The organism is Actinacidiphila sp. bgisy160, from assembly GCF_057707815.1.
In genome coordinates this window covers 192335-209781 of the sequence record NZ_JBYIQW010000006.1, presented here as the reverse complement: position 1 = coordinate 209781, position 17447 = coordinate 192335, and the positions used below count along the sequence as shown (strand labels likewise).

General features: G+C 72.9%; 16 protein-coding genes. 12 read left to right on the top strand and 4 right to left on the bottom strand.

Annotated elements, in window-relative coordinates; translation table 11 throughout:
• The first annotated feature begins 497 nt into the window (after positions 1-497).
• The 3 genes from AC3EUJ_RS08700 (at position 498) to AC3EUJ_RS08690 (ending at position 3289) form a co-directional block, all read left to right on the top strand.
• Entirely contained in the window at positions 498-974 is a 477-nt protein-coding gene (locus AC3EUJ_RS08700; RefSeq protein WP_431960436.1) for a hypothetical protein, read from the top strand.
• A gap of 590 nt (positions 975-1564) precedes the next feature.
• Positions 1565-1930 (top strand): YciI family protein, encoded by a 366-nt coding sequence (locus tag AC3EUJ_RS08695; protein ID WP_431960435.1) that lies wholly within the window; start codon positions 1565-1567, stop codon positions 1928-1930.
• A 57-nt stretch (positions 1931-1987) separates the two neighbouring features.
• On the top strand, positions 1988-3289 hold the full coding sequence (locus AC3EUJ_RS08690) for an RNA polymerase sigma factor (RefSeq protein WP_431960434.1): 1302 nt from the start codon (positions 1988-1990) through the stop codon (positions 3287-3289).
• Here the strand turns inward: AC3EUJ_RS08690 and AC3EUJ_RS08685 are convergent.
• The gene (locus tag AC3EUJ_RS08685) at positions 3279-3557 is read right to left on the bottom strand and encodes a hypothetical protein (RefSeq protein WP_431960433.1); all 279 of its coding nucleotides are present in this window, start codon (positions 3555-3557) and stop codon (positions 3279-3281) included. The genes AC3EUJ_RS08690 and AC3EUJ_RS08685 overlap by 11 nt on opposite strands.
• Positions 3558-3931: 374 nt before the next feature.
• Here AC3EUJ_RS08685 and AC3EUJ_RS08680 point away from each other — a divergent pair, with 374 nt between their 5' ends.
• The 7 genes from AC3EUJ_RS08680 (at position 3932) to AC3EUJ_RS08650 (ending at position 12346) form a co-directional block, all read left to right on the top strand.
• Positions 3932-4558, top strand: a complete 627-nt coding sequence (locus AC3EUJ_RS08680; protein ID WP_431960431.1) for a histidine phosphatase family protein — start codon at positions 3932-3934, stop codon at positions 4556-4558.
• Between the two features lie 176 nt (positions 4559-4734).
• A complete protein-coding gene (locus AC3EUJ_RS08675; protein ID WP_431960430.1) occupies positions 4735-7452 on the top strand; it encodes a SpoIIE family protein phosphatase in 2718 nt (905 codons plus the stop codon).
• Positions 7453-7746: 294 nt separating this feature from the next.
• Entirely contained in the window at positions 7747-9264 is a 1518-nt protein-coding gene (locus AC3EUJ_RS08670) for a hypothetical protein (RefSeq protein ID WP_431960429.1), read from the top strand.
• A 16-nt stretch (positions 9265-9280) separates the two neighbouring features.
• On the top strand, positions 9281-10171 hold the full coding sequence (locus AC3EUJ_RS08665) for a 1-aminocyclopropane-1-carboxylate deaminase/D-cysteine desulfhydrase (protein ID WP_431960428.1): 891 nt from the start codon (positions 9281-9283) through the stop codon (positions 10169-10171).
• Positions 10172-10181: 10 nt separating this feature from the next.
• Positions 10182-10691, top strand: a complete 510-nt coding sequence (locus AC3EUJ_RS08660; RefSeq protein WP_431960427.1) for a GNAT family N-acetyltransferase — start codon at positions 10182-10184, stop codon at positions 10689-10691.
• Positions 10692-10896: 205 nt separating this feature from the next.
• Positions 10897-11310, top strand: coding sequence for an ATP-binding protein (locus AC3EUJ_RS08655; protein ID WP_319138557.1), 414 nt, complete (start codon positions 10897-10899; stop codon positions 11308-11310).
• Positions 11311-11425: 115 nt separating this feature from the next.
• Positions 11426-12346, top strand: a complete 921-nt coding sequence (locus tag AC3EUJ_RS08650; protein ID WP_431960452.1) for an RNA polymerase sigma factor SigF — start codon at positions 11426-11428, stop codon at positions 12344-12346.
• Positions 12347-12387: 41 nt separating this feature from the next.
• Here the strand turns inward: AC3EUJ_RS08650 and AC3EUJ_RS08645 are convergent, their stop codons facing one another.
• A complete protein-coding gene (locus AC3EUJ_RS08645; RefSeq protein ID WP_431960426.1) occupies positions 12388-12810 on the bottom strand; it encodes a hypothetical protein in 423 nt (140 codons plus the stop codon).
• Between the two features lie 74 nt (positions 12811-12884).
• Between AC3EUJ_RS08645 and AC3EUJ_RS08640 the strand changes: the two genes are divergently transcribed.
• Entirely contained in the window at positions 12885-13853 is a 969-nt protein-coding gene (locus AC3EUJ_RS08640; protein ID WP_431960425.1) for a diacylglycerol/lipid kinase family protein, read from the top strand.
• A gap of 317 nt (positions 13854-14170) precedes the next feature.
• Positions 14171-14428, top strand: a complete 258-nt coding sequence (locus tag AC3EUJ_RS08635) for a WhiB family transcriptional regulator (RefSeq protein WP_018563321.1) — start codon at positions 14171-14173, stop codon at positions 14426-14428.
• A gap of 127 nt (positions 14429-14555) precedes the next feature.
• Here AC3EUJ_RS08635 and AC3EUJ_RS08630 read toward each other — a convergent pair whose 3' ends face one another.
• Both AC3EUJ_RS08630 and AC3EUJ_RS08625 read right to left on the bottom strand, forming a co-directional pair.
• Positions 14556-16004 (bottom strand): sensor histidine kinase, encoded by a 1449-nt coding sequence (locus tag AC3EUJ_RS08630; RefSeq protein ID WP_431960424.1) that lies wholly within the window; start codon positions 16002-16004, stop codon positions 14556-14558.
• Between the two features lie 353 nt (positions 16005-16357).
• Positions 16358-17428, bottom strand: a complete 1071-nt coding sequence (locus AC3EUJ_RS08625; RefSeq protein ID WP_431960423.1) for an SIS domain-containing protein — start codon at positions 17426-17428, stop codon at positions 16358-16360.
• Positions 17429-17447 lie beyond the last annotated feature (19 nt).

Here is a 17447-nt window from a genome sequence, read left to right as displayed (position 1 = left end):
ACGTCGCCCGGACCGAACCGGCGCGAAATGCTTGCCGAGAGGCGCGCCAGAGGCTAGCGTCCAATGTCATCAGACAACTCGTCCGATGGCTATGGACAAGGCGGCGCGGACCCGCTTGCGCCCGACCGCCCCACCGGGCTCCCCTGCGAAGGCGGTCCGCGTCCCGGAATCCGGACAGCGATTCTGCGCTCCCCCGGGCGGTTTTATCCGGCGTCGCCAAAACTGCCCTCCCTTCTCCGAAACCCGTACCTTCAACGCTTCGGAACGCGCCGCGTCACGCCCGACGCCGGTCACATCGGACGGAATCTAGAGGTGATCAACGCCCCCGAAACCCAGTTGCCCAAAACTGGCCGCTTTTGCCTCATCCGATCAAGTGATTCAACGCCATGGGCATTGCTCTCAGCACATGCCGACAGCAGATATATGCATGCCGTGTCGGCTCCCCCGGCCGAAGGGCTTCCGCGCGCTGATCACTTGCAGCAGAACCCGGGAGTGGTATGTGCGACGAATTCTGCGGGCCCGCCCTCGCCGCATGGCTCGCCCGAGGAGCCGGCGATCCACAGCGGCGCCTCGAGGAGTGGGCACGCGCCAGGAACAGGGTGACGCTGCTGCCGGCCGGCCACGGGTGGGACGCCGTCAGGATCCCCGAACGGCCGGGTCACGAGGTCCTCGTACGGCTGCGGGACGGCACCGCGCCCGTCGGGCCCGTCATGTGGGACCGGCGCTGCGGCTTCCTGTACTTCCTGGTCCCGCCGCACGCCGAGGACGTCTGGTCCCCGCTCGGGCTGCGCTTCCTGAGCCTCGGCGGGTGGCTGGCCGCCGCCGACCCGCGGCGGTCCGCCGGGCACCCGGCCGTGTGGCTCTGCGCCAGGGGCGCCGCCGAACTCACCGGCCCGGCATGTCTCCACATCGCCTGCCTGGAGGTGCTGACCGCCGGCGCCCGCCCCCTGCCGCACGTTCCCACCCGCCTGTGAGACGGTCGCCGGGGGCCCGGCGGGCGGTCCGGCGTCTCGCAGACGGTCTCCACGCGCCCGTCACCCGGGTCCCACGCGAGCCGCAGCGCCCGCCCCCACGGGGTGAGGTCCTCCTCGCGGCCAGGAGCACACGGTGTCGAACCCGGGGCGCAGGGCCGCGAGGCCAGGCGTGCGGTCCAGGGGCGTGGCGAGTTCGGGGACGGCCGAGACGTCGCTCAGCACGAGAAGGCGGCGGCGACCCTCACGGGGTCCGAACAACCCCGCCCGGATGACCGCCGTGACGGTCGCCGCCGCGTATGGGGTGGCGGCGAAGAAGGATCCGGGTCATCCACTCTCCTTCGTGTCGCCGCGCGCCCGGCGCGGCTTCCGGTCCGGGGCGCGGCGCTGCCGCTCGTGGATCAGCATCACGGACCGTTTCCTCCCGATCCAAGCCGCGGCACCGGATATCACCGGTCCGAGTGAGTGGTGCCGGGAACGGCCGGGAACACGTCCGCGAAAAAAAGTTCCGCCGACGTGTCGATCCGCGCGTCGCCCGTTCGACGCGTAGGCAGGAGCGGGGAGGTTCCCCGCCCGTACCGAAGGAGAACACGATGCGTTTCATGTCCCTGATCCGGATCAACGAGGACAACGTCCCCGAGGGCGGCCCCGACGAGCGGCTGATGGAGGAGATGGGCAAGCTCATCGAGGAGATGTCCAAGGCCGGCGTGCTGCTGGACACGGCCGGTCTGCGCCCGACCTCCGAGGGCACGCGGCTGCACTGGGACCACGGGAAGCTGTCAGTCGTCGACGGCCCCTTCACCGAGTCCAAGGAGTTCATCGGCGGCTACGCGCTCATCCAGGCGAAGTCGAAGGAGGAGGCCGTGGAGTGGACCAAGCGCTTCCTGCAGATCCACGGCGACGCCTGGGAGATCACCTGCGAGCTGCGGCAGGTCGAGGAGGCCCCGGAGCTCTCCTGAGCGCCGCGCCCGGCCGCCGGTTGCCCTCGCCGCGAGCGGCTGCTCTGATGGGTGCCTGTGACGGCTTCGGCTTCAGGCACCGACGACGCCCGCCGCGCGATCGAGGCGGTGTGGCGGATCGAGTCGGCCCGGGTGATCGCCGGTGTCGCGCGGATCGTGCGCGACATCGGCGTCGCCGAGGAGCTCGCCCAGGACGCCCTGGTCGCCGCCCTGGAGCAGTGGCCGGGGGCCGGCGTCCCTGACAACCCGGGCGCCTGGCTCATGGCCACGGCCAAGCACCGTGCGATCGACCTCGTCCGCCGCAAGGAGGTCTTCGCGCGCAAGCTCCGGGAACTGGGCCACACCCTGGAGGGCGTGGGCGGCCAGGCGTACGAGCCGGACTTCGCGGCGGCGGAGGCGGCCGCCGACGGCGACATCGAGGACGACCTGCTGCGGCTGGTCTTCACCGCCTGCCACCCGGTGCTGTCCACCGAGGCCCGCGTGGCGCTCACACTGCGGCTGCTGGGCGGTCTGACGACCGCCGAGATCGCGCGCGCCTTCCTGGTCCCGGAGCCGACCGTCGCCCAGCGCATCGTCCGGGCGAAGCGGACCCTGGCGACGGCGGACGTCCCCTTCGAGCAGCCGCACGGGCCGGACCGGGTCGAGCGTCTGTCCTCCGTCCTGGAGGTCATCTACCTGGTCTTCAACGAGGGCTACTCGGCGACCGCGGGCGACGACTGGATGCGCCCGGCGCTGTGCGAGGACGCGCTGCGCCTGGCCAGGGTGCTGGCGGGGCTGATGCCCGAGGAGGCCGAGGTGCACGGCCTGGCCGCGTTGCTGGAGATCCAGGCGTCGCGTTCGGCGGCCCGCACCGGCCCGGGCGGGCAGCCCGTGCTGCTGGCCGACCAGGACCGGCGGCGCTGGGACCAGCTGCTGATCCGCCGCGGTTTCGCCGCCCTGGCGCGCGCCGAGGCGGCGGGCGGTCCCCCGGGCCCGTACACGCTGCAGGCCGCGATCGCCGCCTGCCACGCCCGCGCCCTGGACGCGCGGGACACGGACTGGCGGCGGATCGCCGAGCTGTACGAGGCCCTGGCGCGGCGCACGCCGACGCCGGTGGTGGAACTCAACCGGGCCGTCGCGGTCACCATGGCCCACGGGCCGCGGGAAGGGCTGGCGCTCGTGGACCGGCTCACCGGCGAGCCTTCGCTGCGCGGCTACCACCTGCTGCCGAGCGTCCGCGGTGATCTGCTGGAGCGGCTCGGCCGACACGCGGAGGCCCGCGAGGAGTTCCTGCGCGCCGCCACCCTGACCCGCAACGAGCGCGAGCGTTCCCTGCTGGTGGAACGCGCCGCCCGGGCGAGCCTGGCGGCTAAGGAGTAGGCGGCCTGGCGCCGGTTCCCTGGCCGCGGTGGCGGCCGGCGGTGCCGGCGGTGCCGGCGTTGTCCTCGACGACGGGGTGGCGATGGGCCTTGGGCCCGCGCAGGGCGTGCAGCATGACCAGCATCAGCAATGGGCACATCAGGGCCACGGCGAGGATGAAGATCGCACCGATCGGCACACCGAGCCCGACCGCGACCAGCACGACGGCGGCGGCCGCGACGAGCCCGTACAGCCCGTAGTGACGGGTGGTCACCCTCGTCCTGTCCATCGCGGCCTCCCGCGGTCTCGCCGACGGCCTGGACTTCATCGTACGGCCGCGGGCGCGCCGCATCCGCTCGCCAACAGCCGCCGCCCGTCACCCGGGTGACGGATGTGACCGGAGGGACGGCACGCGCCCCCGCGGTCACGCGCCCGCTCCCACGCGCCCCTCACCGACGGGCACCGGGCGGGTGGACATACTTCCCGCTCATGGGATCATCCTGCGGTGTGCCGCCCGCGGCGGGAACCGCGGCCCGCGCGCGGGGCGTCGCCACATGCGGCCGTCGCGTCACCGGAGTCCGGGCACCCCGTGCACGGTCCCCGCCCCCACACGAGGCCCGCGCGCAGGACACCCATCGTCCGACAACCCGAGAAGGACAGGGCATGACCGGAACGGCGAGCCGCTACCTCTACCTCACCCGGCACGCCGAGGCGCTGCCGGACGAGACCGGCCTGACGGAGAACGGCTTCCGGCAGGCCGGTCTCCTCGGCGAGCGGCTCAAGGGCTCCCCCATCTCCGCCGTCCACCACAGTCCGCTGCCCAGGGCCGCGCAGTCCGCGGCGCTGATCGGGGAGCGGCTGGGAAGCGGGGTGCCCGTGGCGCCCAGCGAGCTCGCGGGGGACTACCCGCCGTACTTCCCCGCCGAGTCCGAGCTGCCGCCGGACAGCGCGTACTACCTGTCCCGCTTCCTCGACCACTTCTCCCCCGAGGAGCGCTCCGGGGGGCCTCGGCTGGCCGCCGGTGCGCTGACCCGGTTCGCCGGGCCGATGGCGGCGGGGAAGGCGGCCCACGAGCTGGTCGTGACCCACAACTTCCTGATCGGCTGGCTGGTCTCGGCGGCACTGGACGCGCCCCGCTGGCGCTGGCTCAGCCTCAACCACGCCAACGCCGCCCTGACGGTGATCCGCTACACGCCCGGCCGCCCGAACTCGGTGCTGCTCTTCAACGACATGCGGCACCTTCCGGAGGAGCTGCGCTGGACCGGTTTCCCGGCCGAACTGCACTTCTGACGGCGCGCCCCGCCCCCCTGCCGCCCTCCCAGGACCCCGGGCCCGTGCGCCGCCGCGAACACCGGCGCACGGGCCCGGTGACCGGGCCGGGGACCTTGTGGCCTATGGAACGTCCAGGCGGGCAGTGTTAGAAATGTCGGCATGGTCGACGTTTTCGACCGATTCGGGGCGTGTCAATGCGGTCACTGACCGAGAAGAGCCCGCGGAGCGTCGCCGGACAGGTTTTCATCCTGCAGGTGGCGATCGTCGTGCTGCTCGTGGCGGGCGGCGTGTTCGCGCTCGTCCTGCAGTCCCGGCACGACAGCGAGCGCGAGGCCGTCAACCGTTCGATCGCGTCGGCGAGCACCTTCGCGCGCTCCCCCGGCCTGGTGGACGTGCTGAAGGAACCCGACCCCTCCAAGACGCTCCAGCCCATCGCCGAACTGGCCCGCAAGGAGGCCGGGGTCGACTTCATCGTGGTGATGGACACCGACGGGATCCGCTACACGCACCCGATCCCCGACCGGATCGGCCAGCGGTTCGTGGGGACCATCGGGCCGTCCCTGCAGGGCAAGGTCCACACCGAGAGCGTGCACGGCCCGCTCGGCCACGAGGTGCAGGCGGTGGTGCCCGTCTTCGACCCCGTCGACGACCCGCAGGGCCAGGTCGTGGCGCTGGTGTCGGCCGGACTGAAGGTGAAGAACGTGACCGGCGTGGTCGCCAAGCAGCTGCCGATCATCCTCGGCGCCGGCGCGGCCGCACTGGCCGTGGCCATGGGCGGCACGGCCCTGGTCGCCAAACGGCTGCGCCGGCAGACCCACCGCCTGGACCCGGCCGAGATGACCCGCATGTACGAGCACCACGACACGGTGCTGCACTCCGTGCGGGAGGGCGTGCTCATCGTCGACGAGGACGGGCGGCTGCTGCTCGCCAATGACGAGGCCAGGCGCCTGCTCGGCCTCGCCCCCGACGCCGAGGGGCAGCGGGTCACCGACCTGCCCGGACTCGACCCCGGCACCGTCGAACTGCTGGCCTCCCGGCGGGTGGCCACCGACGAGGTGCTCCCGGCCGGCGACCGCCTGCTGGCGGTGAACCAGCGTCCCACCAACGGCCACGGCGGCCCCAAGGGATCGATCGCGACCCTGCGCGACTCCACCGAACTGCGGGCGCTTTCCGGCCGCGCCGAGGACGCCAGGGAACGCCTGAAGCTGCTCTACGACGCCGGCATGGGCATCGGCACCACGCTCGACGTGGTGCGCACCGCCGAGGAGCTGGCCCAGGTCGCCGTGCCGCGCTTCGCCGACTTCGTCACCGTCGACCTGGCCGACCCGGTGCTGTGCGGCGAGGAGCCGAGCGGCATCGCCGGCTGCGGCATGCGCCGCACGGCCGTCAACGGCATCCGCTCCGACGCCCCGCTCTACCCGGTCGGGAAGCTGATCGACTTCCTGCCCTCCACGCCGCAGGCGCGCGGCTTCGGCAGCGGCCGCTCGGAGATCGTCGCCGACCTCTCGGCCGACCCCGGCTGGCTCGCCCAGGACCCCGAGCGCACCGACCGGGTCGTCGGGTACGGCATCCACTCGCTGATCGCGGCCCCGCTCAAGGCCCGCGGCGTGGTGCTGGGCATCGCCAACTTCTGGCGTATGGAGAAGCCGGAGCCGTTCGACGAGGAGGACCTCTCGCTCGCCGAGGAACTGGTCGCCCGCGCGGCGATCAACATCGACAACGCGCGCCGCTACACCCGCGAGCACGCCCTGGCCGTCACCCTGCAGCGCAGCCTGCTGCCGCGCGCCCTGCCCGAGCAGAGCGCACTGGACGTGGCCCACCGCTACCTGCCCGCGCAGTCCGGCGTCAGCGGCGACTGGTTCGACGTGATCCCGCTCCCGGGCAACCGGGTGGCGCTGGTCGTCGGCGACGTCGTCGGCCACGGGCTGCACGCCGCCGCCACGATGGGACGGCTGCGCACCGCGGTGCACAACTTCTCCACCCTCGACCTGCCGCCCGACGAGCTCCTCGGCCACCTGGACGACCTGGTCGGCCGCATCGACCAGGACGAGTCCGGCACCAGCATCGGGGCCGGCGTCATGGGCGCCACCTGCCTGTACGCCATCTACGACCCCGTCTCGAGGCGCTGCGTGATGGCGCGGGCCGGGCACCACCCGCCCGCCCTGGTCCGCCCCGACGGCAGCGTGGAGTTCCCCGACCTGCCCGCCGGGCCGCCGCTGGGCCTGGGCGGCATGCCGTTCCAGACGGCGGAGCTGGAGCTGGCGGAGGGGACCCAGCTGGTCCTGTACACCGACGGGCTGATCGAGGACCGCACCCGGGACCTGGACGTCGGCATGGAGATGCTGAGGCGGGCCCTGGCCGCCCACCCGGACCGGCCGCCCGAGGAGAGCTGCCAGGCCGTACTGGAGGCACTGCTGCCGGGCCGCCCCAAGGACGACGTGGCGCTGCTCATCGCCCGCACCCGCGCCACCCCCGCCGACCACGTCGCCGAATGGGAGGTGCCCGTCGAACCCGCGGCGGTGTCGGGGATGCGGGCCGCCGTCGCGCAGAAGCTGGGCGAGTGGGGCCTGTCGGAGCTGGCGTTCGGCATGGAGCTGGTGCTCAGCGAACTGATCACCAACGCGATCCGCTACGGCTCCGCGCCCATCAGGGTCCGGCTTCTGCTGGACCGGACGCTGACCTGCGAGGTGTCCGACGGCAGCAGCACCTCGCCGCACCTGCGCCACGCCGCCACGACCGACGAGGGCGGCCGCGGGCTGTTCCTCGTCGCGCAGGTCGCCGAGCGCTGGGGCACCCGTTACACCCCCGAGGGCAAGGTGATCTGGGCGGAGCAGCCGCTGCCCGCCTGGGCGGACCGCGTCCTGGACGCGGGTGCGCGGCTGACGGGCGCGGTCGACGCCACGACGCGGTGAACGCCCCGGGGCTCGGACGGGCGCCTCCGCCGGCACCCGGGCCCGGCCCGGGCGGGCGTGCCTGCCGAAGGGGGCGAAGACGCGCTGCGACCGGCGTACCACCCCTCACGGCGCCGCCGGACGGGAGCGGCCCGCCCGCGGACCGCGGCGGAGGCGTCGCGTCTCCCGTCGTGCCCGTCAGCGGCCACACCCGGGCGAACGGGCCCGGCGGCACTCACCCCACCGGTCGAGCCGCCCCCGGGGAGCGGCGCGCCGCCTTGATCACGTGCGCCCCGGCTGTTGCCATGACGCACTATGGCGACGACGCATGAGCTGACGTCACCGGATGCCCGGCCCCGCGCGCGCCACGCCGCACCGCCGCGCAGCCGCCCGCACTCCGAGGTCCTTCTGCTCGCCTGTCTGGCGGCGCTCTTCACCGTGGTCCAGCTCCTCCTGGTCGTCGCGCCCGGGATGGGCCTCGGCTGGGACGAGTCGGTCTACGTCAGCCAGGTCTCCCCGGACATCCCCTCGGCGTTCTTCAGCGCACCCCGCTCCCGGGGCGTGCCGGCCCTCGTGGCGCCGGTGGCGCTGCTGACCACCTCGACCCTCGTGCTCCGCGTCTATCTGGCGGTCCTGTCGGGCGCGGCGCTCTTCCTGGCCCTGTGGCTGTGGCGGCCGCTGCTCGGCACGCGCGTGGTGGCCCTGGCCGGGCTGCTCTTCACCGGGCTGTGGGTGACCCTGCTGTACGGCCCCCAGGCGATGCCCAACCTCTGGGTCGCGCTGGTGGCCCTGATCGCGGTGGGCTGCTACCTGCACGCGGCGGCGCCGGGCCACACCGGCCGGGGCGCGCCCGCCGGACTGGCCGTGGCGTTCGCCGCCCTGACACTGCTGCGGCCGCACGACGCCGCCTGGCTGGCCCTGCCGCTGGGCGTCGCCGCGCTCTTCCTGCGCGGCCGGCGCCGGCTGATGCTGCTCGCGGTCATCGCGGCCGGGGTGCTGCTGGGCGGCGCCCAATGGGTCGTCGAGGCGTTCACCAGCTACGGCGGCATCCTCGCCCGGATGGACCGCGCGAACGCGATCGAGGGCGGCCTCGGCTGGCACCTGGCATTCGCCGACCAGCTCAGCACCCTGGACGCCTCCCACACGCTGTGCCGGCCCTGCGCCGCCGTCTGGCAGCACAAGGGGGACGCCGTGTGGTGGTTCGCCCTGCCCGCCCTGGTGACGACCGGGGTCGCCCTCACGCCGCGGCACGAGGGGCAGGCGCCCGGGGCGCGGTTCCTGCCGGCGGCGTGCGGCCTGTCCCTGGCGCTGCCCTATCTGGTGCTCATCGACTACGCCGCGCCGCGCTTCCTGCTCCCCGCGTACGCCCTGCTCGCCCTGCCCGCCGCCCAGTGCCTCCTGCTGCTCCCCGCGCGGCTACGGCCGGCCCTGCGCCCGGCCGCCACCGGCACCGTGATCGCCGTCGTGCTCGCGCAGCTCGTCACGCAGCAGATCGTGCTCCACCGCGCGGTGCGCAGCTCGACCATCGGCAACGACGACTACGCCCGCATCGCCGCGGAGCTGAACCGGCTCGGGGTGCGCCCGCCGTGCCTGGTCACCGGGCCGATGGCGACGCCCGTCGGCTACCAGGCGCGCTGCGCCTCCGGCCAGACCGCGGGGAACAACGAGAACATGACCCCGGCCGGCATCCTGCGGCTGGCCCGCACCCAGCCGGTCGCCGTCCTCACACCGCGGGGCGGGCAGCCGCCCGCGTACGCGCGCGACTGGCCCTCCCGGCCGCTGCCGCACCTGAACTACCACCAGGGCTACCGCGTCCACCTCTCGCCCAGGTGACGGCCACAATGGACGGGTGATCCCCGACGTCCGCCTGCCCTCCCCGCTGGTCGAGCTGCGCGACGACCAGCGGCTGGGCGGGCGCGGCGTCCGGATGCTCGTCAAGCGGGACGACCTGATCCACCCGGACCTGCCCGGCAACAAGTGGCGCAAGCTCCACCTGAACCTGCGGGCCGCCCTCGACGGCGGCCACCGCCGTCTGCTGACCTTCGGCGGCGCCTACTCCAACCACCTGCGCGCCACCGCCGCCGCGGGCCGGCTGCTCGGCTTCGCGACCACGGGCGTCGTCCGCGGCGACGAGCTGGCCGGGCGCCCGCTCAACCCCTCCCTCGCGCGGGCCGCCGCCGACGGCATGCGGCTGCACTTCGTCGACCGGGCCACCTACCGCCGCAAGGACGAGCCGGAGGTCCTCGCGGCCCTGCTGGACCGTCTGGGCCCCGCCTACGTCGTCCCCGAGGGCGGCAGCAACGCGCTCGCCGCGCGGGGCTGCGTGTCGCTGGGCGAGGAGCTGCGCGGCAGGGCGGACGTCGTGGGCGTGGCCTGCGGGACGGGCGGCACCCTGGCGGGCCTGGCGGCCGGGCTGGACCCGGGGCAGCGGGCGATCGGGTTCCCAGTCCTCAAGGGCGGCGGATTCCTGACCGGGGAGATACGCCGGCTGCAGGAGGCGGCCTTCGGCGGGCCGCGCGGGCACTGGCTGCTGGACGACCGCTTCCACCACGGCGGCTACGCCCGCACCACACCCGAGCTCCGCGCGTTCGCGGAGGACTTCGGCGCGCGGCACGGCTTCGTCCCGGACCCCGTCTACGTCTCGAAGATGCTCCACGGCCTGTTCTCACTCGCCCAGGAGGGCTTCTTCGCGCCCGGGACGACGGTCGCGGCCGTCGTGACCGGGGGGCCGACCGGTTAGCCTTGCTGGCATGATCCGACCCGCGACACCTGCCGACGTCCCGGAGATTCACGCAATGGTCCGCGAACTGGCGGAGTACGAGCGGGAGCCGGACAGCGCGCGGGCCACCACGCGGCAGCTCCACGACGCGCTCTTCGGCCCGGATCCGGCCGTTTTCGCGCTCATGGCGCAGGACGAGGTCCTGGGCGCGCCCGTGGGCTTCGCGCTGTGGTTCCGGAACTTCTCCACCTGGACCGGGACCCACGGCGTCTACCTGGAGGACCTGTACGTACGCCCCCACGCGCGCGGCGGCGGCCACGGCAAGGCCCTGCTCGCCGGACTCGCCGCCATATGCGTCGAGCGGGGCTACGAGCGCTTCGAATGGTCCGTGCTGGACTGGAACGAGCCGTCCATCGAGTTCTACCGTGCGATGGGCGCCCGCCCCCAGGACGAATGGACGGTACAACGACTGACCGGCGAGCCCCTCCGTGCCCTCGCCGAGCAGGCGCGTATCAACAAAGCGACATCTCTTTCGAATTGAGACCGCAGACCACTAGCCACGTTACGTGCTCGTGCGCCTACTATGGGTGACAGCGTGGGGTGCCGGGTCGAGACTCATTCATGGCGGCGACCGTGCTCCGTCCGGGCGACACCGGGGTACGGATCGCGATAGCGTCGCTGGCGAACCGAACCAGATCCAGTGCAATGCCAATGAGGGCAGTGCGTGTGCCACCTTGGAGGTGAGGGTGTCCCAGATCGCAGGCGAGCCCGGGTCGAAGGACTTCGTCGAGGTCCGGCTGCCCGCGGCAGGGGCCTACCTGTCGGTGCTGCGTACGGCGACGGCAGGACTCGCGGCCCGCTTGGACTTCACCCTCGACGAGATCGAAGACCTGCGCATCGCCGTGGACGAGGCGTGCGCCATCCTGCTCCAGCAGGCCGTCCCGGGGTCCGTGCTGAGCTGCGTCTTCCGCCTGGTCGGGGACGCCCTGTGGGTGACCGTGTCGGCGCCCACCACCGACGGCCGCGCACCGGAGCGCGACACCTTCGCCTGGACGGTGCTGTCCGCACTGGCCGGCGAGGTGGACTCCAGCGTGGCCGACGACAAGACCGTGAGCATCGCCCTGCACAAGAAGCGCGGTGCCGGACCGGGACAGCTGTAACGGGGGAATCGCCGTGAACGATCTGGAAGGCAGCACGCCGGGGGTGCGGGGCCGCCCCGTACCCGCCCCTGCGGCGCGGCGCCACGAGGCGCGGCCGCACCCCGGTACCGGGCCCATGGCCGGCCTCGGGAGCAATGACGCGGCCGGGCAGACGGATCAGGCGGATCGGGCGGATCGCATGGCGCAGGAGCAGCAGGAGCAGGACCACGCACAGGAGCAGCACGAGCAGGAGCAGGACCACGCACAGGAGCAGCACGAGCAGGAGCAGGAGCAGCACGGGCACCACGACCGGGCCGGGGCCCGGGCGCTGTTCGTGGAGCTCAGCAAGCTCCCCCCGGGCTCCCCGGAGCGCGCCGAGCTGCGCAACCGGCTGGTCCGGATGCACCTGCCGCTGGTCGAGCACCTCGCCCGGCGGTTCCGCAACCGCGGCGAACCGCTCGACGACCTGACCCAGGTCGCCACGATCGGGCTGATCAAGTCGGTGGACCGGTTCGACGTGGAGCGCGGGGTTGAGTTCTCCACCTACGCCACCCCGACCGTCGTCGGTGAGATCAAGCGGCATTTCCGCGACAAGGGCTGGGCGGTGCGCGTCCCGCGCCGCCTGCAGGAGCTGCGGCTCGCCCTGACGACGGCGACCGGTGAGCTCTCGCAGCGGCACGGCCGGGCCCCGACGGTGCACGAGCTGGCCGAGCACCTGAAGATCACGGAGGAGGAGGTCCTGGAGGGCCTCGAATCCGCCAACGCGTACAGCACACTCTCCCTGGACGTGCCCGACACCGACGACGAGTCGCCGGCCGTCGCCGACACCCTCGGCGCCGAGGACGACGCGCTGGAGGGCGTGGAGTACCGGGAGTCGCTCAAGCCGCTGCTGGAGCAGCTGCCGCCGCGCGAGAAGAAGATCCTGCTGCTGCGCTTCTTCGGGAACATGACCCAGTCGCAGATCGCCCAGGAGGTCGGCATCTCCCAGATGCACGTCTCCCGGCTGCTGGCCCGCACGCTGGCCCAGCTGCGCGACAAGCTCCTGGTCGAGGAGTGACGGCGGGCGGAGGTGACGGCGGCGCCCGAGGGCGCCGCGGCTCACTGCCCGGCCGTGCGCCCGATCCCGAGGGCGTCGGTGGCCGCGGGGTGGACGAGGAGCACCAGCTCGGCGACAGCGGCCGCGCCCAGGACGGCACCCGCCGCGATCATGCCACCGCCCGCCTGCACCATGGTCCAGGCGACGGGGAGCGCGACGAGCTGGATGATCAGCGCGGGGCCGCGGCTCCAGCGGCGCGCGTTCCACAGCCCGTAGGCGGCCGCCAGCGGCATGGCCGCCAGGGCGAGCACGGTCACACCCCCGGCCTCCGCCTGGCGGGGGCTGTCGGGGTCGCCGAGGATCCCCACGACCAGCATCGCGATCCCCCAGGCCGCCAGGGCGGCGCCTTCCAGTGCCGCGACCGCGGCGGCCGCCGCGAGGCGGCGCGTACGGCCCGGCTGCGCGGGCTTCTCGTTGCCACTCACCCCAGCAGGGTAGCCGCCGCCTCCGGGCCACCAGGGGTGCGGCCCGGTACCGCCCGGTAGGTACCCTGGCGGGCATGCGCGCCCTTCTCGTGGTCAATCCAGCCGCCACCACCACCAGCGCCCGCACGCGTGACGTGCTCGCGCACGCGCTCGCCAGCGACCTGAAGCTGGAGGTCGCCGCGACCGAGTACCGCGGCCACGCCCGCGACCTCGCGCGCCAGGCCGCGGAGGGCGGGGAGATCGAGCTGGTCGTCGCCCTGGGCGGGGACGGCACGGTCAACGAGGTGGTCAACGGGCTGCTGCACAACGGCCCCGACCCCGATGGCCTGCCGAAGCTCGCGGTGGTGCCCGGCGGGTCAACGAACGTGTTCGCGCGCGCCCTGGGGCTGCCCAACGACGCCGTGGAGGCGACCGGCGCGCTGCTGGACGCGCTGCGCGAGCGCAGCTCCCGCACGGTCGGCCTGGGCCTGGTGAGCGGCACCCCGGGCACGGAGGACGAGGGGGTGCCGGCGCGCTGGTTCACCTTCTGCGCCGGGCTGGGCTTCGACGCGGGCGTCGTCGGACGGGTGGAACAGCAGCGCGAGCGAGGGAGGCGTTCGACGCACGCGCTCTACATACGCCAGGTGATGCGCCAGTTCCTCGCCGAACCGAACCGGCGCACCGGCACGATCACCCTGGAGCGCCCCGGCGAGGACCCGGTGACCGACCTCGTCCTGACCCTCGTCTGCAACACCGCGCCGTGGACCTACCTGGGGAACCGGCCGATCTACGCCTCCCCCCGGGCCTCCTTCGACACCGCCCTCGACGTGCTCGGACTGTCCCGGCTGTCCACCGCGGCGGTGGCCCGCTACGCCACCCAGCTGCTGCGTTCGACCCCGGAACGCGGACCCGAGGGCAAGCACGCGACCTCGCTGCACGATCTGACGGACTTCACCTTGCATTCGCAGGCACCACTGCCGTTCCAGGTGGACGGAGACCACCTGGGACTGCGAATGAGCGCAACCTTCACAGGCGTACGCCGTGCACTGCGTGTGATCGCCTAAGCAGAAGGACATAAAGTCCTTTCACTCGAACGTTTAGGCTGCCCTGCACCCCATGGAAGTACGGCTGTGACGGAGCCGACACCGAGGAATCAAAAAAAACTTTCTGGAAGGGGTTGTATCCGCAGCCCAGGTTTGCGAGGCTCTTCCTGGCGATCGGGACAGCCGCTCATCGGGCGTCCTCGGCAGCCGGAATCCTCACCACTTCCCAGCGGGACCGCACCAGGAGACTGGGCGATGTCCCGTGTCGTGTTCGAGGATTCGTGAAAGCGTTCACATTCACAAGCAACTTGCATGCAACACAAGGAGATGGAGCAGCCATGGACTGGCGTCACAACGCCGTTTGCCGCGAGGAAGACCCCGAGCTCTTCTTCCCCATCGGCAACACCGGTCCTGCGCTGCTGCAGATCGAGGAAGCCAAGGCCGTCTGCCGCCGCTGCCCCGTGATGGAGCAGTGCCTGCAGTGGGCGCTGGAGACCGGCCAGGACGCCGGCGTGTGGGGTGGCCTCAGCGAGGACGAGCGTCGCGCAATGAAGCGCCGCGCCGCCCGCAACCGCGCCCGCAACGCCAGCGCCTGACGCACTCGCTTACCCCCGAGCCGCAGCGCGCAGCACCTCCGAACCGCGCAGCATCGCGACGCGAAGAGCCCCGGCCGCTCCCCGAGCAGCCGGGGCTTCGGCGTTCCCGGAGCCCGGTCCCGTGGCGTCACCCCTCCAGGGGGAGTTCCAGGACGACCTTCGTGCCGCGCTCCTCGGCCGGGACCATGTCGAAAGTCCCGCCCAACTCCCCCACCACCAGGGTCCGTACGATCTGCAGCCCCAGGTTGCCTGCCCGCTGCGGGTCGAACTCGGCGGGCAGGCCGCGCCCGTCGTCCCGTACCGCGATGCCCAGCTTCTGCCCGTGCCGCTCGGCGGCCACCTCGACAGTGCCCTGCTCGCCCGGCCCGAAACCGTGCTCCAGGGCGTTCTGCAGCAGTTCGGTGAGGACCATCGACAGCGGGGTGGCCACCTCGGCCGTCAGGATGCCGAACCGCCCGCTGCGGCGCGTGGTGACCCTGCCCGGGGAGATCTCCGCGACCATCGCCAGCACGCGGTCGGCGATCTCGTCGAACTCCACGCACTCGTCGAGGTTCTGCGAGAGCGTCTCGTGCACGATCGCGATCGAGCCCACCCGGCGCACCGCCTCCTCCAGCGCCTCGCGGCCCTTGTCGGAGTCCATGCGCCGGGCCTGCAGCCGCAACAGCGCCGCGACCGTTTGCAGGTTGTTCTTCACCCGGTGGTGGATCTCCCGGATGGTGGCGTCCTTGGTGATCAGCTCGCGCTCGCGGCGGCGCAGCTCGGTCACGTCCCGCAGCAGCACCAGGGAGCCGCTGTGCGTGCCCTTGGGGCTCAGCGGGATCGCCCGCAGCTGGATGACACCGCCGTTGCCCTCGATCTCGGTCTCCCGCGGTGCCTTGCCGCCGGCGACGGTCACCAGCGCCTCGTGGCTCTTGGTCCGCGAGGGCGCCAGGTCCGCGGAGACGGAGCCCAGGTGGTGGCCGACGAGGTCGGCGGCGAGGCCGAGCCGGTGGTAGGCGGAGAGCGCGTTGGGACTCGCGTACTGGACGACACCCTCGGCGTCGAGCCGGATCAGGCCGTCGCCGACGCGCGGCGAGGCGTCCATGTCGACCTGCTCGGAGGGGAACGGGAAGCTGCCCGCCGCGATCATCTGCGCCAGGTCGGAGGCGCTCTGCAGATAGGTGAGCTCCAGGCGGCTGGGCGTCCGCACGGTCAGCAGGTTGGTGTTGCGGGCGATGACCCCGAGCACGCGGCCCGCGCGGCGCACCGGGATGGACTCGATCCGGACCGGCACCTCCTCGCGCCACTCCGGGTCACCCTCCCGGACGATCCGGCCCTCGTCGAGTGCGGCGTCCAGCATCGGGCGGCGGCCCCGCGGCACCAGGTGGCCGACCATGTCGTCCTGGTACGAGGTGGGGCCGGTGTTCGGCCGCATCTGGGCGACGGAGACGTAGCGGGTCCCGTCGCTGGTCGGGACCCAGAGCACGAGGTCCGCGAAGGAGAGGTCGGAGAGCAGTTGCCACTCCGACACCAGCAGGTGGAGCCACTCGAGATCGGAATCGTCGAGGTCCGTGTGCTGGCGTACGAGATCGTTCATGGAGGGCACGCAAATGAGCGTACCCGCGCTCATGGCAAGCGCTGCCATCCAGTCCCCACAAAGGTCTTCGACGACCTATGATCTGACTGCGCCATTTTATGGACAGGCGTTAGTGGTCTAGTCCAGAATTGACGCACAACCGAACTTCCATCCTTCCCGCACAGAAGGGTGGAGCGAGGCCGGGGCGCTCTCTGCCCTGACTGCGCCAGGCCTCATGGTCGGCCCTGACGGGTCGCGGGAACCGCACATCCCGCGCGCCACGGGCCGACGGCAGCTCCGGGCTGCGGTGCTGGGCGGGTTGAGGGTCCCGTCCCGGCGCCGCGGCCCGAAGTGATGTCGGGTCCCTTTCCGGCTCAGCGCGTCTCGGTCACCTTCGCCAGGGCACGCGGCGCGTCGGGGTCCTGGCCGCGGGCGATGGTGACCTCGTAGGCCAGCATCTGCAGCGGGAGGATCTCCAGGATCGGCTGCACCTCCTCGGCGACGCCCGCGGTGGGGAGCACGAAACCGGCGGAGGCGGCGTCGACCGACGCCTGGTTGCCGATGACCACCAGGTCGGCCCCACGGCCGCGGAGCCGGTCCAGCACCGGCTGGAGCGCCTCACCGCCCTTGCCCTCGGTGACGATCGCGATGACCGGGGAGACGTTGTCGACCATGGCCAGCGGACCGTGCAGCAGGTCGGCGCCGGAGAAGGACAGCGCCGGGATGTAGCTGGTCTCCATCAGCTTCAGCGCGGCCTCCTTCGCGGTCGGGTAGCCGTAGCCGCGCGAGGTGAGCACCAGCCGCTCGGCGAAGCGGTAGCGCGCGGCGAGCGCCCTGACCTCGTCCTGGCGCGCGAGGATCTGCTCCGCGAGCTCCGGCAGGACCTTGGCGGCGTTGCCGTCGCCGCCCCGCAGCCCCTCGACGAACAGGTAGAGCGCGAGCAGCTCGGCCGTGTACGTCTTGGTCGCCGGCAGCGCCTTCTCCGGGCCGGCCAGGACGTCGATGTGGAACTCGGAGACCTCGGCCAGCGGCGAGTCGGCGTTGTTGGTGACCGCCAGGGTGATCGCGCCGGCCTCGCGCGCGGCCCGGGTGGAGGCCACCAGGTCCGGCGAGCCGCCGGACTGGCTGACCGTGACGACCAGGCAGTCCGTCAGGTCCGGGCGGGCGCCGTAGGCGGTGGTCGTGGACATGGAGGTCAGCCCGGCAGGCTTGCCGAGCACCACCTCGACCAGGTACTTGGCGTACAGGGCCGCGTTGTCGGAGGTGCCGCGCGCGGTGAGCAGGACGAAGCGCGGTCCGCGCGCGGCGATCTCCTCGGCGGTCCGCCGGATCCGCGGGGCGCCCTCCTCGAGGATGCGGCGCAGCACCGCGGGCTGTTCGGCCATCTCGCCGGACATGATCCGGCCCGGCCTCGGCTGCTGCTCGGTCGGCGTCGGGGCGGACATTGTCTGGGCCTCCAGGTGG

Excerpts from the sequence above, each read along its gene's own strand:
- AC3EUJ_RS08700 (WP_431960436.1), top strand. The coding sequence starts at position 498 with ATGTGCGACGAATTCTGCGGGCCCGCCCTCGCCGCATGGCTCGCCCGA.
- AC3EUJ_RS08695 (WP_431960435.1), top strand. The coding sequence starts at position 1,565 with ATGCGTTTCATGTCCCTGATCCGGATCAACGAGGACAACGTCCCCGAG.
- AC3EUJ_RS08685 (WP_431960433.1), bottom strand. The coding sequence starts at position 3,557 with ATGGACAGGACGAGGGTGACCACCCGTCACTACGGGCTGTACGGGCTC.
- AC3EUJ_RS08680 (WP_431960431.1), top strand. The coding sequence starts at position 3,932 with ATGACCGGAACGGCGAGCCGCTACCTCTACCTCACCCGGCACGCCGAG.
- AC3EUJ_RS08675 (WP_431960430.1), top strand. The coding sequence starts at position 4,735 with ATGCGGTCACTGACCGAGAAGAGCCCGCGGAGCGTCGCCGGACAGGTT.
- AC3EUJ_RS08670 (WP_431960429.1), top strand. The coding sequence starts at position 7,747 with ATGGCGACGACGCATGAGCTGACGTCACCGGATGCCCGGCCCCGCGCG.
- AC3EUJ_RS08660 (WP_431960427.1), top strand. The coding sequence starts at position 10,182 with ATGATCCGACCCGCGACACCTGCCGACGTCCCGGAGATTCACGCAATG.
- AC3EUJ_RS08650 (WP_431960452.1), top strand. The coding sequence starts at position 11,426 with ATGGCCGGCCTCGGGAGCAATGACGCGGCCGGGCAGACGGATCAGGCG.
- AC3EUJ_RS08640 (WP_431960425.1), top strand. The coding sequence starts at position 12,885 with ATGCGCGCCCTTCTCGTGGTCAATCCAGCCGCCACCACCACCAGCGCC.
- AC3EUJ_RS08635 (WP_018563321.1), top strand. The coding sequence starts at position 14,171 with ATGGACTGGCGTCACAACGCCGTTTGCCGCGAGGAAGACCCCGAGCTC.
- AC3EUJ_RS08630 (WP_431960424.1), bottom strand. The coding sequence starts at position 16,004 with ATGAACGATCTCGTACGCCAGCACACGGACCTCGACGATTCCGATCTC.
- AC3EUJ_RS08625 (WP_431960423.1), bottom strand. The coding sequence starts at position 17,428 with ATGTCCGCCCCGACGCCGACCGAGCAGCAGCCGAGGCCGGGCCGGATC.